The sequence below is a fragment of the Amycolatopsis ruanii genome (genome assembly GCF_003385175.1).
In the GTDB taxonomy this organism is placed as follows: Bacteria; Actinomycetota; Actinomycetes; order Mycobacteriales; family Pseudonocardiaceae; genus Amycolatopsis_E; species Amycolatopsis_E thermalba.
On record NZ_PQHY01000043.1, the window covers coordinates 42,886 to 56,020 of the forward strand.

The following is a 13,135-nucleotide window of genomic DNA, read 5'->3' on the forward strand; positions in this document are numbered from 1 at the left end:
TGCCCAGGGGCTTGGGGATCGGGCTGCGGTTGATGCTCCCGGGAAGACTGATAGAACTCCCGGATGGCTGTCTTCGTTATTCAATTCGGTGCGGCGAATTGGTGCCGGAGGCGTGCTTCTTTGGGGCGTTCTTACTGTTGTTCCGAACCCCTGGCTCTCACCTCCGCAGTACTGCTCGACCGTCAAGCACGTGGGTGCTGGTGGAAGCTTTCCAAGTCCTATCGACGAGGTTACGACGAGCTGTACGCCCCCCGGAGTTGAGCGGATTACTCCCTTTGTTCTGGGCGCAGTATTATTGTTGCTTCCTGATGCTGCCGAGATTGCGGTGCCTGGCCTGATCAGCTTAAAGCGAAAAGTGCAGGAGCAGGACCAAAGACTTGAGCGGGCCGAGTATCAGCAAGCGCAGTTGCTGCACAGTGTGTCTATGATGGCTGCTCAGGTGAATACAAGTGTCAACGTGGGCGTTGTTCCTGAGGTTCTCTATGGTTTGGCTGCAAAGGCGGGCTCTACGGCTTTAGACGGTAGCGTCGATTCGGCATCAAAGGGTGAGCTCGACGACCGAGAGCCGCTAATTGATGAGCTTCGCGCTAGGGCACAGGAGCTGAGCGATGCCAAGCATCGAGCTAATCGAGTCGCAGTTTCGGCCGAAGCTGATTCTGATGCGGATAAAAAGTTGGTTTTGTGGGCAAAACAGTACCGACGCGAGATTGATGGCCTGACGCAGGAGTTGAACCGCATAACTTCCGCTCCTGATGTCTATGACTCCGAATATCTACGTGCTGTACTTGTTGCGGCTAGGCAAATATTATCTTTGGTGTCCACTGATGATTGAGCCGCCGCTGCTTCTTGACTGGAGAGGCCACATCATTTGCTGTCGTCGGCAGTGGGACTAAAATCGCTCAAGCCCAACGAAAACGCGAACAGTCCTTCATTGTTCCAAGTGTGAAGGAGGTCCGGCTGCGTCATGTACTTGACCTGCTGGCTTGAAAAGCTCCGTAAGCCGCGAACTTCCCAGTTCGCTTCGATGTCGCCGGCGGTGTGTGACCAGAAGTCATGGTGGTTGATCGTCAGCAGACAGGCGAACTCGTAGTTGCCGCTCACGAGATTGAAGCCGAAGCCTCTGCACTCCAGCCATAGACCGCCGTTCGTCAGGAGTGACCGCAAGGGTTTTGAGAGTCGCTCGGGGTGCATGGGGAGGGCGGCACGCTGGGCGCTCACGGTGTTGTCAAGGTCCGCGCGACCGAATAGCTCCTCTTCGAGTTCGCGGATCAGCGTGCTGCGGAGCGACGTGTCACCGTAGACGTCCGTCAGGGGCTGGTGGAAGCCCTTCGGGATCACGGCCAGCTGTCGGGCGGCGTTGACGACGAGCTGTGAACGCTCCTGGACCAGCAAGAGGTGATCAGCGTTACCGTGCGGGACTGCTGGTCGGGCGATTGCACACAGCGCGAGCACGCCGCCGGCGCAGAGCCGTGACGCAGGGTTGACCATCGACGCGAGCGACGGGAGGTACCTGTCTCGGAGGGGCAGTGATCCTGGCTCAATCGGCTTGCCAGCCGCGAGTGCGTCGAGGAGTTCGGTTTCGAGCAGGTCCAGTGTCAGGGCGTACTCAAGGAAGGGAGTCACGTCGACAGCGCCGCGGATCACCCCGTCGCGGATGTCCACGTCGAGCAACCGGTAGGTCTGCTCGTTGGTAAGGCGGATACCCGCGGCTTCTACCTCGGCGAGCCGATCGATGGCGGCTTCGGGGACGGGATCGGCGGTCGGCTTTGCAGCGGTCGGAGCGAGGGCAAGTCCGTCGGTGGTCTCGTTGAGTGGGATGTTGAGGTCGAGCCAGTCCGGTCGCGTGAGGATGCTGGTTTCGCGAGCCTGGCCGCCGAACTGGGCTGTGTAGAGGCTGTAGTCCGGATCGGTGCCGTAGTAGGCGCGGAGCGCGGCAACGACATCGGTCCGGCTCACGCGGGCGCGTCGAGCCTGGCGGATGGGTAGCTCACGGCGTGTCTTGGGCAGGCGGGCCGTCACGCGCCGGGCGCTCGTTCCTGGCTTCCAGTTGAGTCGTTCGTCGAGCCAGGTGCAGGCTGCCTCTACGTCTGGGCTGAGTGTGCCGGGAGTCGAACCGGGGTCGCCGTCTATCAGTGCGCGAAGTTGCTCTGGTGTCTGCCGGAGGAGTCGCGCTAGCTTCGGTCGCAGGTACGGGAGTGGGGCGTAGTCGCCGGCCTCCCAGCGGATGACCGTCGAGCGGTCGACGTTGAGAGCGGAAGCCAGGCTTTCCTGCGTGTACCCGGCTGCCTTGCGCGCCGTTGCCAGCTCCGCCCGTCTCATCACGACCCCTCCCCATGCCAGTCCGGCCACGATAGCAACGATCGGGCGTTTCCGCAGGTAAAGCGCAGGAGTGCAACATTCGTGCACCGAGACTCCGACGTTTCTGCTCTGTCCCGTGCCTTCTTCTCCGGCTTGAGTCGGACGTGTGATGACGCGGTGGGAATCGGCGGGACGAGGTGATGAGCAGGTGGCAGATCCGATTCTGCTCGTGCGGCCGGTCGCGGGTTCGGTTGGTGAGCGCAAGCGCCTGGTGCACGTGGTGGGGCGCTCCGGGAAAAGCGACCGGCCGGGGGTGCTGAGAGCTTTGTGCGGCGCAGAGTTCCACGCGGATGAGCTGGACTTGCTTGACCGCGTGACCGGGATGCCCTGCGAGGACTGCTTGCGACTCGTCCCGTTGCCCCAGCCTCTTGAGCGCAACAAGGTCGCCGGTGAGCCGGCCTTTCGGCCCGAGCCAACGGGCTACGTCTACGAGCAGTTGGCCGACCACCTCGCTCAGCTCATCGAGACCGGCAGGCTCAGGCCGGGTACGCCACTACCCGCAGAACGCAGGCTTGCACAGCAGTACGACGTGTCGCTCGGCACTGCCCGGCACGCTACCCAGCTTCTCCGAGCCAGGGGACTCGTCGTGACAGTGCCCGCGAAGGGCACGTTCGTCGCCGACGCCGTGCCTGAGGGAGGGCATCGGCGAGACCTCGGCGATCAGCCCGAAACGCCGTGATCGCGCAGGCCACGAGCGACCGCCGATCAGCTTCCCTGTAGGGCATCCGCCCTGGTCAGGCCGGGGAAGAGCGCAAGGGAGCGGGGTGGGGAGAACTCCCCACCCCGCTCTCATGTCCCCGCGCCTACCCGGAACCGCCCCGGCGGCTTAGCGCCTCCCCAACGTCTTCCGCACGAACCACCTGCACCCCGCTCGACTTGCGCGGCCCGAAGCCGTACTGGGCGAGCGTCGCCTTGAGGTCCGAGAACGTCCAGCCTTCGTACTCGCGCCGGTTGTGCTCGGCGAGGCGGGCGAGCACAACCCTCGTCGGCACCCGTCGCTCACCACGCATTACCGTCGCCACATCCGCCAGGTGATCGACTGGCACGGCCTCGATCACTGGACGAGCCGTGATCTCGCGGCCGTGCTCGCGCACGATCGCCAAGGCACGCTGAATCACCGGTGTCACCATGTCGACCTCGTCCTCCAAGGGCACGTAGAACGTGCGGATCAGCTCGAAGGCCGCATCGGTCACCCCAACAGCGACGCAGGTTCCGCGGTCGGTCTTCATCCGGAGATCGGTCGCGCGAATGCCCGATCGGTACTTGCCCGCGCCGAGCAGGCCGTCATTGGCGATTTGGTCGGCTACCGAGAACGCCACGCCACAGGAGACGTTCCGGGTGACCTCCCTGGGAATTGAGTCCTTTGTTGGCGATTGCGTCGCCAACAGAAGCACGATCCCGTACTTGCGGCCGCGCTTGATCACCCTGACCGCCAGCTCGGCCGCGCGCTTGCCGAACTTGGGGTGCTGGAACAGTTCGTGGCACTCGTCGATCGCGCACACCAGCGGGTGCAAGCCCAAGCCGGCCTTGTCTGCGAGCTTCCGTGACACCTTGGGCGGTCGACCGGGTTGCTCGCCGAGCACCTTGCCGCGCCGCTCCATCTCCGTCGACAGATCTTCGAGCGAGGCCACAGCGGCTTCGGCCACTGCGTCGTCTATCCCCATGCGGTAGCGGGTTGCTCGCGGCTCAAAGGGGTCGAAGTCCGGCGACTCGCCCATGACGAAGATCCACAGCTCGGCTGTCGGATCGAGCGCCGCACCCAGTAGCAGCGTGCGGAGCGCCGCGGACTTGCCCTGTCCCGGCCGTCCGCCGATCAGCCAGTTCGCCTCGATCAGCGGGGCGTTGACGACCACGCCGCGTTGGGTGAGGCCGAACGGTACGCCGTCGAACACGTCGAGCTGCCCGTCATGTTGGAGCGGCCATTCCCCGGCTCCGCCAGCGAGTGCACCCTTGTCGGCCACCCACAGGTCGAGCACGCCGGCCTCGTCCCCTTCGGTCGGCCAGGTCTCCAGCTTCGCCCGTCCGAGGTTAGCGGCGAGCTTGTCGCGCCGGTCGGCCACCATGTCGGCCGTCGTCCCCAGCGGTAGCCGAACCTGCACGAACGTGCCGTTGCCGTCCCGCCGGGCAGGGATGCTGTAGAGCAGTTCGCCTCCGTTCTTGAGGAAGGCGTTCAGCGGTGCGATGCCCAGGTGCCCGAGTGCCTTCGACACCATGCGTTCGTCGATCCACGAATCCGCGTCGTCGCGGTCGGGCCTGGTGAGCCAGCTCGCGCCCGGCTCCTTGTCGCGGCCTTCCCAAGCCGCCGCGACGATCCAGCCAACCGGACCAACGAGGAGCAGTGCTGAGGCGACGGTCTTCACCACCTTCCAGCTAGTACCTATCAGGTTCAGCAGTTGCGCTAGCCAGGGCCACATGTCCTCGCGCGCCATCCACGAGTCGACGCACCACAACACGAGGCCAACCGGCGCGACGATGGTTGCCAACACGGCGCAGCGGTGCAGGACGATCGCGAGGCGGCCCCAACGTGCCTTCGAGTCCGCGCGGATCAGTTCCTGAGCTTGCCGCCGTGCTTCCGAGTCGCTGGCAACCCTTGCTGCGCGGGCGTCGGCTCGCAGGTCGCCGTACGTCGCCCACGTCCACGCCTTCGCCATCCACCGTCCATGACCGCGCAGGACGAACCAGGCCAGACGCAAGAAGTCCCGAGGCAGCTTCCGGAACCGGTAGGCGGCTACCGCTCGCAGGTGGGCAGTCCCCGGCGCGCCCCACCACTTGGTGAGCGCCGATCGTGGCCCAGAGCCGGGCACTCCGTCGGTGACGATCTCCGCCTCGAACACCTTCGGTTCGAGCGCGCCCCGTTCATGGCGATCGTTCATGACAGGGCCGCCTGTCCTTGAACCTCGGCCCTGAGCGCGGCAGCCACACGAGGCGACAACCCGCGCGAACACCCCGTGGCTTGCCGCACCCACGCGGGCGTCACCTCGACCCCGGGCGACCACGCCTCGCGTGCATCGGACAGGTAATCCGCGAACAGCTTCCGACCCGCGCGCCGCTGAGGCGGGCGACTCTCGCCAACAGTGCGAGGCTTGTACTCGGCAGACACCGTGGCGGCTTCGATCAGCTTCTCGCGCAGGTCGGTCACGGCCTCGGCCGCCGTGAACACCAGCAGCGGCGGCACGGAGTGCAGCACGATCCCCGACCACGAACCTGCCGCGAACGACGACCAGGTGTTCATGACATACGTGGCAGCGAGCGTGAACCACTTCGCACGCCGCACCCACGAGCCCATACGGACCCCATGCTGGGCCGTGACCTGCTCGGCACGCAGGATCGCGATCAGCACGAGGGAGACCGTGGGATCGAGCAGCCAGGCGGCCAGCCACGTCAGTGACCACGCAGGCGCGCCCGCGGCGGCGAAGTGCTGGACGTTGGTCATCGTGAACGCCAACCCGAGGGTGATCCCGGTCCAGCACAACCGGTCCACCTGGACACGGACGCGCTCGATGTCGTGGCCGGCGGGTGGCCGCCCGGAGGCGGCCACCCTGTTCAGCTCGCGATTCATCGACGACCACCCCGAACGTCCACGGTGACGACGGTCAACGCTTTCGTCAGCCCGTGGGCCGCGAACAGCGCCGGGACTCCGAGCACGGCCAACAAGAGCCCGTGGTTGCCCGGTGCGGCAACGATGACGACCCACTGCACGCCCACGATCAGCGCGGCCGTGCACACCACCCTTCCCAAGAGCGACAGCAAGCGGCTTCTCGTTCGCGACGCTTCGAGCGTGCGCCGCCTCTTCCATGAACGGATGCGCCACAGGAGGAACCAGGAAGCCAGAATGCCCAAGGCCACGAGGACTTGCGTTGGCGTGAGGTTCATCGCTGCTCACCTCCGTTCGTCCTAGTGCGACGAGCGCGCCAGATCGGGTACAGGGCCCGGCGGTCGTCTTCGGACAGCGCTCCCCAGACCCCGAGCGTGCACGGGCCGGCGGTGCGCAACTCCAGTTCCAGGCAGGCCAACTGCGCCGTGCATCCGGCGCAGATCACCGCGGCCAGTTCGCGATCGGTCAGGTTGTCGCCCGTCCACGCCGGCGCGTCGCCGGTCGAGTAGAGCCACATGCACGAGCCGTCGCGGCGCACGATGCCCTCGAGCACGTCGTCCGGGACGTTGGCGTAGCGGTCAAGCTCGACTGCGAGAGCCGTGAGGTAGTCCGCGAAATCCTCGAAGTCGTCCGGGTTCACCACGACTCACCTCCGGTGAGCCGGGCAACCTCGCGGGCAGTCCGGCGCTCAGCGGCGATGCGGCTGGGATCGACGACGCCGCCCGTCGCGTCCACCTCCGCGATCAGTCGATCCAGCGCGACTGCCGGGATGACGTACCGAGAGCGAAGCCGGACCGCGGGGAAATCGCCGTCCCGGATGATCCGGTAGAGCGTCGACGGGCCGACGCGGAGAAGCCTGGCTGCCTCCCGGACCGTGTAGAAGGCCGGTCGCGAATCGCGGTTATAAGTGGTTTCTGGAACTGCATTCTGAGGGCGTTCCGTGTCGGTGTTTTCCATGACTTCGATTCAAGGAAAAATCACGGTCGCCAACCATGCACGACCAGTGCAATACAAATGCAGAACCAATGCAGGAGTGATGCAGGTTCCTGTTTTCCGTCGGGTTTGAGGCGGCTTGGAGCTCGTTCGACGACTCGGTCGGAATGAACTACCCAACGCTGACGGCGATGATTTCATCGAAATATCGATGAGGTCAGCGATGGCGCGAGCGTGGCTTGCCTGGCTGGTGCGATGTACCGCTGAAACCCTTGGAGATCCGCTAACGTCGGCGCTGCAGCAGGAGCGCGGAGGAGCACGTGTCGGAGGATTGGGCCGCAGTAGCGAAGGCCATCAACGAGCGGATGAAAGAACTCGGGTGGCAACAGCAGGAATTGGCGGCTCGGTCACACGTATCTTCGGCCATCGTCCGCGAGATCCAGCGGAACACCGTGAACCGGAAGCGGAGTCCGCGCACACTGGAATCCCTTTCGGTGGCCCTCGGCTGGCATCCGCGGCATTTGGAAGCTGTATTGCACGGCGAGCGTCCACCGGCGCGCAAAGAATTGACGGAGCAAGATCTCTCCGGCCGGCTCGATGCCTTGGAACACCGGCTGGACGGCATCACCGAGCAGCTAGCCACGGTCATCCGGCTTCTGAAGACATCGCGACCGTCGGAGGACCGGTAAGGCATGCGGACGGACCCGTGGACCGGCCGGACGGCGTGCGCGCTTCAGAAGGCGTTGCGGCTCAGCAATGAGCTGTTCGCCGAACATCTCGGGATCGGGGTCCGCACTGTCGCGTCATGGCACCAAAAGCCTGACCTGACACCGAAGTCGGAGATGCAACAACTCCTCGACACGGCGTACGAACGAGCATCGGCAACCGTCCGCGCGCGCTTCGCAGAACTTCTCGGTCAGAGCCCGGACGTGCCGGCGGCAGATGCGGAAACGGATGACGGCGCCAGGGAAGCTGCCGAGCTGCGGCTTGCTGGCGATCCATACATTGCACTGGCGCTGGAGTGGCTGGACGGTCACGCAGGCTGGGAGGCGGGCACCAGTCGCCGCAAGGTCGCTGCCGCGCTTGCCAACGTCGACGTGCGGGGTCTGCGCGATCGGGGCGCGCGCCGCGGAGGCGTGAGCCAGGTTGATGTCACGCGCGCGCTGCGCGACTACTACGGGGCCGCCAAGAACGGGTACGGCAGGTACAGCGCGAAGTTCGGGAACGACCAGACCGCCGCGACAACAATCCTGACCCGCGAAGGTTGGCTTGACCTCGGCGCTCCTCTGCTGACCCGTGGCGACGGCCTGAAGCTCGATCAAGCGCCGTCCGGAGCGACCGCGAGCCTGAACGAACAGGCACTCAACGCCGCCATCCAGAGGCTTGCCGAGACCCTGGAACTCGGGACCAAGCTCGTGAACATGCCGCTCTACCGGCTGAGGACTGCGAGTGCCGGGGAGGGTGGTATCGCCGGGACAGTCGGGGTCGCGCCGTTCGTGCACTACGCGCTGACGATGGACCTACTCGAAGGCGAGTTGCTGGATGCGCTCGCGACCGGTGCTGGTCCTGGCCGTCTCCCGCTGCGGGAGCACTACCTACCCGACCTGGACGCGGTAACCCGGCTTGAGGGCCGGCTATGTGCGGGCGGCGTGCTGGCCTTATGCGCCATCGCCCGCCCGGCCGGCCTGCACGGCGACGCGGACTTCCTGATCCTGATCCAGCAGCGATCCGGCAACGTGGTCAACGCGAACCGTCAGCTCGCCGTGATCCCCAAGGGTTTCCATCAGCCGGCCGCTGACCTCAGCGCAGACACGCGGCTCGGCGGGACTCTGCTCCGCGAAATGGAAGAGGAGCTGTTCGGCCGGAACGACGTCGACAACACGCTCGGAGACCAGCGCGTGGCCGACCCCATGCACCCCAGCCGCCAGTCCGAGCCGATGCAGTGGCTACTGGAACGCCCGCTCGGCGAGCGCCTGCGCATGGAGTGCACCGGCTTCGGCCTGAACCTGGTGAGTGGCAACTACGAGTTCCCCAGCCTGATCGTCATCGAGGACGAGGAGTTCTGGCTCCGCTTCGGCGGCCAGATCGAGGCCAACTGGGAAACGTCGAACCTTCGCCGCTACTCGACGCTCGACACCGATCTCCTGGCCGAGTTGCTGGCCGATGTAGCTTGGAGCAACGAAGGACTGTTCGCCGTGCTGCAAGGCTTCCGACGCCTCGCCGAGCTCGGCGGACACCGCGTGAAGCTACCGCCCGTGGAATGGGAGTTGACGTGACCGAACGCTGGCACACCGGCAACGCCGTCGAAGACGGAGCGGACACGCGGGGCTGGATCGTCGGTCACTTCATCGACCCGTCGAAGGGCGTGCGATCGACCAAGGACGTCGAGGTCAAGTGGGCGACGCATCCGAAGGGTGACAAACGGCCGGAGTGGACTGCTGATGACCAGCGCACCACTCTGGTGATGCTGATCAGCGGCCGCTTTCGGGTCGAGTCGACGGAAGGTTCGGTGACTTTTTCACGTCAAGGAGACTACGCGATGTGGGGGCCAGGTGTTGATCACTCGTGGGAGGCGGTCGAAGAGTCGATCGTGCTCACCGTGCGCTGGCCTTCGGCTTAGTATTCTGCCCCGTTTTCGACCGTGGTCGCTTCGTGCTATGCGCCATGTTGACTCGCATGATGTTTCGTTTCATGGCAATTCTTGCTCGATGTTTGCTGTAAGTTTCGACGGCGATGTGGTGAGCCTCTACCGAATGAGGAATTGTAACAATTCCGGCTAGGTTGAGTAGATACAGAAGTACAGTGTCGGCTGTCCTGAAAGCTGCGGGATCGTAGGCGGTCTGCAGCAGGATGTACAAGACATTCAGGGCTGCGATCCCGGAGACTTTCTTCATGAGAAGCGCGATCTGCGTCCGCTCGGCCAAGTGGCGTCTTGTCGATGCTGCGACAAGCCAGGCGCAGGCCGCCGTCCCGAGTGAAAGGGCCGGCACGGCGAGGCTTGTGCCGAAGAGCAGACTGGATTCGGTCCATCCGGCAATGAACGAGAGGGTCAACGTTGCGAGCCACATGAGCGTAAGTGTGGCTTTATGTATCGTGCTCACTTTGAACCGCATTAGGGGATGCGGTTTTCGTAGGCCGACCGACTTTGTCCGCCGCTTCTTGGCCGACGCGTTCACAAGAGATTCCCCCAGATCTTGTACTCTAATGCTTTGGCTTGTCAGCCTGATCTCTTGCTTCCGATATCGACGACGTTGTGAGTCTCCGATGAATCTGACGTCAGATGAACAACCGTGACTCGCCGTCCTCGGCTTGCTGTCACGAGGCCGGCCGTCTTCAGTTCGGCTATAGCGCGGTGTGCTGTCCCGACGCTGACATGATATCGACTTGCCAGATCAGCCACAGGAGGTAATTCCTCTCCCTCCCGGAGAATCCCCGCAGTGATCGCGCCGCGTAGATCTGCGGCAATCTTCTGGTAAGGGTTCGCGGCTTCCGGCTCCAGTGTTGAACGAGCGTTGCCCTGGACGTCGATAGTGATTGGTGCCTGCGGCATTCGCCCGGTCAGCTTTCCGGCTGCCTTCTGGTCCGCCTCGGCGACCCACGCCGAGTAGACCTTGAGCGTGGTCGTGCCGCCTCCGGAGTGGCCGAGGCGGCCGGCGACCGTGCGCACGTCGACGCCGGCCGCGATCAGTTCCGTTGCCGAGTAGTGGCGTAGCTGGTGCAGGTGGGTTTCCAAGCCCAGCGAGCGGGACATGCGGCGATACCGCTGTGTCACCGTACTGGGCTTGAGCCAGGTGGAGTGATCAACCTCGGGAGAGAACAGGCGGCCGTTCTTTGGCAGCGTGACACCCACTGATCGGGCTCCGGACTCGCAGTGCTGGCGGTACGCGCGCAGCAACCCCACAGTCTCGGGGTCGAGCGTGATGCGTCGTTGCTGATGCGTCTTGGTGTCCTTCTCCCATGTCTTGCCGCCGTCCTGGGCGATGCTGGTGTGAATCCGCAGCGTTGCGTTGTCCAGGTCCAGCCAGTCCCAGCGCAGCGCGCACAGCTCGCCCCGCCGAGCGCCGGTGGTCATGGCGAGCCAGACGAGCATTCCCCACGGCAGATCCTTGAACGCTTCGTTGACGATCGCGGTCGCCTCCTCTGGTGAGGGCGGCCGCGGATCAGGAGTTGGACGCTTCGGTGGGTGGGCCTGGTCAAGTGGGTTGACCGTGATCCACTGCCAGCGGATGGCCGTCTTGAGCGCTCCGCTCAGGCACGTGTGAATCTTCCGGATGGAGGCGGGGGAGAGCGGGTCGCACTTGTGGACCCGGCACTTGTCCGTGCACTCATGCTCGCCCTTGACGCGATGGTCGATGGATGGGCGGCCGCCGCAGTGATCCCGGCACGTGCGGAGCGTCTTGTAGAACGAGTCGAACGTCTCGCCGTTCAGCTTGGCGATCGGCAGGTTCCCGAGTAGCGGCTTGATGTGCTTCCGGATCGCGATCTCGTAGCGAGTGCGCGTCGTCACATCTATGTCGATGAACTCCATGTACCGGTCGAGGAGCTGGCTGACCGTCGCGCGCGTCCTGGGGTTGCGGCTCTCGTTGACCTGGTTCACGAACCTGACCAGGACCTTCTCGGCCTCCGCCTCGGCCTTCGGGCCAGCGGGGATCGTCTCGCGGAGGTAGTGCCGCTTGCCGCTGAGGGGGTCGACGCCTGCATAGACCTTGACCCGGAGTGCTCCGCTCGGCAGGGTCTCGATCTCGCCCCGCTGGCGGCGCTGAGTCCGCTTCTTGGCGTCGGTCATGGTGCGAGAGTAGCGGGGTCGCACCACGTACGGCACCACGCAAAGCATGGTCAGAGCGTCTAATAACGCTCTGACCTGGGTGCCCTCGGCAGGATTCGAACCTGCGACACCTGCCTCCGGAGGGCAGTGCTCTATCCCCTGAGCTACGAGGGCCCATCGCTGGGCGACGTGACACAGCCTAGCGCACCGGTGTTTTCGCCCCGTGAGTGGCTACCCCTTTGTGGGGAGCGGCAGGGGTGCCGCTCGGTTAGGCTGCTCGAAGAAGGGTAGCCTTACCTGCTATTGCACACATGCGCATATCACTATATATTCCGGCTGCGGGACAGAGGAGGACACCAGCGCATGGGACACGGCCACGGACACGGGCACCAACCGCCCGGTAGCGCGTCCGCTCGCTATCTGCCCCGGCTCGCCGCGGCGCTCGGGATCGGCATCGCCTTCCTGGTGCTCGAGGCGGTCGTCGGGGTGGTCACCGGGTCGCTGGCGTTGATCTCCGACGCCGGGCACATGCTCACCGACGTCCTCGGGCTCGCGATGGCCCTCACGGCGATCGTCCTGGCGCGGCGGTCCGGGCCGACCTACCGGCGGACCTTCGGGCTCTACCGGGCCGAGGTGCTCGCCGCGCTGGCCAACGCCGTCCTGCTCTTCGGGGTGGCCGGTTACGTGATCTACGAGGCGGTCGAGCGGCTCGCGAACCCGCCCGAGGTGCCCGGCCTGCCCGTGCTGCTCGTGGCGGTCGGTGGTCTCGCCGCGAACGTCGTGGCCTTCGCGCTGCTCCGCGACGGCTCCAAGGAGAGCCTCAACCTGCGTGGCGCGTACCTGGAAGTCCTCGCGGACATGATCGGCTCGATCGGCGTCCTCGTCAGCGGCGTGATCACCCTGACGACCGGCTGGCGCTACGCGGACGCCCTCATCGGTGTCGCGATCGGACTGTTCGTGCTGCCGCGCACGTTCACCCTCGCCCGGCGCGCGCTGCGCATCCTGTTCCAGCACGCCCCTGCCGACGTGGACGTCGAACGGATCTCCGCGGATCTGACGGCGCTGGCCGGCGTGTGCGACGTGCACGACCTGCACGTGTGGACGCTCACCTCGGGCATGGAGGTCGCCTCGGCGCACCTCACGCTGGAGCACGAAGCCGAACCGGCCGAGGTGCTCGCCGCCGCGCAGACGCTCCTCAAGGACGACTACTCGATCGAGCACGCCACCCTGCAGTGCGAACCGCGCGAGTCGGCGGCCCGCTGCCAGGAACTCAGCTGGTGATCACGCGAACGCGGAACTCGCGCACCTGACCGTGGGACTCGCGAACCCGAGCGTGGGACTCGCGAACCCGAGCGTGGGACTCGGTGCGCGGCAACGGCCTGGTGATCGTCGACGCGCTCAGCGAGTCCTGGGGCTACGAGACCGGCGCGGAGGGCAAGTGGGTGTGGGCCGAGTTCGCCCTCCCGCGGTGACCGCTCAGCGGT

The 13,135-nt window shown here is 65.2% G+C and carries 14 protein-coding genes and 1 tRNA gene; 6 read left to right on the plus strand and 9 right to left on the minus strand.

Annotated features, from left to right (window positions below; all coding sequences use genetic code 11):
* Positions 1-190 precede the first annotated feature (190 nt).
* A complete protein-coding gene (locus D0D28_RS35760) occupies positions 191-832 on the plus strand; it encodes a hypothetical protein (protein ID WP_162831152.1) in 642 nt (213 codons plus the stop codon).
* Between the two features lie 32 nt (positions 833-864).
* Here the strand turns inward: D0D28_RS35760 and D0D28_RS22065 are convergent, their stop codons facing one another.
* A complete protein-coding gene (locus D0D28_RS22065) occupies positions 865-2,349 on the minus strand; it encodes a helix-turn-helix transcriptional regulator (RefSeq protein WP_240323300.1) in 1,485 nt (494 codons plus the stop codon).
* Positions 2,350-2,506: 157 nt separating this feature from the next.
* On the opposite strand from D0D28_RS22065, the gene D0D28_RS37510 reads away from it, so the two are divergent.
* Positions 2,507-3,037 (plus strand): winged helix-turn-helix domain-containing protein, encoded by a 531-nt coding sequence (locus D0D28_RS37510; protein WP_346009494.1) that lies wholly within the window; start codon positions 2,507-2,509, stop codon positions 3,035-3,037.
* Between the two features lie 124 nt (positions 3,038-3,161).
* Here D0D28_RS37510 and D0D28_RS22075 read toward each other — a convergent pair whose 3' ends face one another.
* Genes D0D28_RS22075 through D0D28_RS22095 form a run of 5 tightly spaced genes read right to left on the minus strand, consistent with a single transcriptional unit; the run spans position 3,162 to position 6,910 of the window.
* On the minus strand, positions 3,162-5,231 hold the full coding sequence (locus tag D0D28_RS22075; RefSeq protein ID WP_116111936.1) for an FtsK/SpoIIIE domain-containing protein: 2,070 nt from the start codon (positions 5,229-5,231) through the stop codon (positions 3,162-3,164).
* On the minus strand, positions 5,228-5,917 hold the full coding sequence (locus tag D0D28_RS22080; RefSeq protein WP_116111938.1) for a hypothetical protein: 690 nt from the start codon (positions 5,915-5,917) through the stop codon (positions 5,228-5,230). Before D0D28_RS22080 ends, D0D28_RS22075 begins: the two co-directional genes overlap by 4 nt.
* Complete coding sequence (locus tag D0D28_RS22085) at positions 5,914-6,231, minus strand: hypothetical protein (protein WP_116111941.1); 318 nt, start codon at positions 6,229-6,231, stop codon at positions 5,914-5,916. The genes D0D28_RS22080 and D0D28_RS22085 overlap by 4 nt, the downstream gene beginning before the upstream one ends.
* Positions 6,228-6,593, minus strand: a complete 366-nt coding sequence (locus tag D0D28_RS22090) for a WhiB family transcriptional regulator (RefSeq protein ID WP_240323301.1) — start codon at positions 6,591-6,593, stop codon at positions 6,228-6,230. The genes D0D28_RS22085 and D0D28_RS22090 overlap by 4 nt, the downstream gene beginning before the upstream one ends.
* A complete protein-coding gene (locus D0D28_RS22095; protein ID WP_116111944.1) occupies positions 6,590-6,910 on the minus strand; it encodes a helix-turn-helix domain-containing protein in 321 nt (106 codons plus the stop codon). Before D0D28_RS22095 ends, D0D28_RS22090 begins: the two co-directional genes overlap by 4 nt.
* A gap of 296 nt (positions 6,911-7,206) precedes the next feature.
* On the opposite strand from D0D28_RS22095, the gene D0D28_RS22100 reads away from it, so the two are divergent.
* Genes D0D28_RS22100 through D0D28_RS22110 form a run of 3 tightly spaced genes read left to right on the plus strand, consistent with a single transcriptional unit; the run spans position 7,207 to position 9,506 of the window.
* Complete coding sequence (locus D0D28_RS22100; RefSeq protein ID WP_116111947.1) at positions 7,207-7,575, plus strand: helix-turn-helix domain-containing protein; 369 nt, start codon at positions 7,207-7,209, stop codon at positions 7,573-7,575.
* A 3-nt stretch (positions 7,576-7,578) separates the two neighbouring features.
* Positions 7,579-9,162, plus strand: coding sequence for a transcriptional regulator (locus D0D28_RS22105; protein WP_116111949.1), 1,584 nt, complete (start codon positions 7,579-7,581; stop codon positions 9,160-9,162).
* Positions 9,159-9,506, plus strand: coding sequence for a signal peptidase I (locus D0D28_RS22110; protein WP_116111952.1), 348 nt, complete (start codon positions 9,159-9,161; stop codon positions 9,504-9,506). Before D0D28_RS22105 ends, D0D28_RS22110 begins: the two co-directional genes overlap by 4 nt.
* Here the strand turns inward: D0D28_RS22110 and D0D28_RS35765 are convergent.
* The 3 genes from D0D28_RS35765 to D0D28_RS22120 all read right to left on the minus strand — a co-directional run bounded on the left by D0D28_RS35765 (position 9,481) and on the right by D0D28_RS22120 (position 11,825).
* A complete protein-coding gene (locus D0D28_RS35765; protein ID WP_162831153.1) occupies positions 9,481-9,954 on the minus strand; it encodes a hypothetical protein in 474 nt (157 codons plus the stop codon). The genes D0D28_RS22110 and D0D28_RS35765 overlap by 26 nt on opposite strands.
* Before the next feature lie 149 nt (positions 9,955-10,103).
* Positions 10,104-11,672, minus strand: coding sequence for a tyrosine-type recombinase/integrase (locus tag D0D28_RS22115; protein ID WP_162831154.1), 1,569 nt, complete (start codon positions 11,670-11,672; stop codon positions 10,104-10,106).
* An 80-nt stretch (positions 11,673-11,752) separates the two neighbouring features.
* Positions 11,753-11,825, minus strand: a tRNA-Arg gene (locus tag D0D28_RS22120).
* 189 nt (positions 11,826-12,014) lie between these two features.
* Here D0D28_RS22120 and D0D28_RS22125 point away from each other — a divergent pair.
* Complete coding sequence (locus tag D0D28_RS22125) at positions 12,015-12,932, plus strand: cation diffusion facilitator family transporter (RefSeq protein WP_116111956.1); 918 nt, start codon at positions 12,015-12,017, stop codon at positions 12,930-12,932.
* Positions 12,933-13,135: the final 203 nt, after the last annotated feature.

What these genes read in the sequence shown, in the direction of transcription:
- D0D28_RS22075 (WP_116111936.1), bottom strand. Translation starts at nt 5,231, where the DNA reads ATGAACGATCGCCATGAACGGGGCGCGCTCGAACCGAAGGTGTTCGAG.
- D0D28_RS22080 (WP_116111938.1), bottom strand. Translation starts at nt 5,917, where the DNA reads ATGAATCGCGAGCTGAACAGGGTGGCCGCCTCCGGGCGGCCACCCGCC.
- D0D28_RS22085 (WP_116111941.1), bottom strand. Translation starts at nt 6,231, where the DNA reads ATGAACCTCACGCCAACGCAAGTCCTCGTGGCCTTGGGCATTCTGGCT.
- D0D28_RS22095 (WP_116111944.1), bottom strand. Translation starts at nt 6,910, where the DNA reads ATGGAAAACACCGACACGGAACGCCCTCAGAATGCAGTTCCAGAAACC.
- D0D28_RS22105 (WP_116111949.1), top strand. Translation starts at nt 7,579, where the DNA reads ATGCGGACGGACCCGTGGACCGGCCGGACGGCGTGCGCGCTTCAGAAG.
- D0D28_RS35765 (WP_162831153.1), bottom strand. Translation starts at nt 9,954, where the DNA reads ATGTGGCTCGCAACGTTGACCCTCTCGTTCATTGCCGGATGGACCGAA.
- D0D28_RS22115 (WP_162831154.1), bottom strand. Translation starts at nt 11,672, where the DNA reads ATGACCGACGCCAAGAAGCGGACTCAGCGCCGCCAGCGGGGCGAGATC.
- D0D28_RS22125 (WP_116111956.1), top strand. Translation starts at nt 12,015, where the DNA reads ATGGGACACGGCCACGGACACGGGCACCAACCGCCCGGTAGCGCGTCC.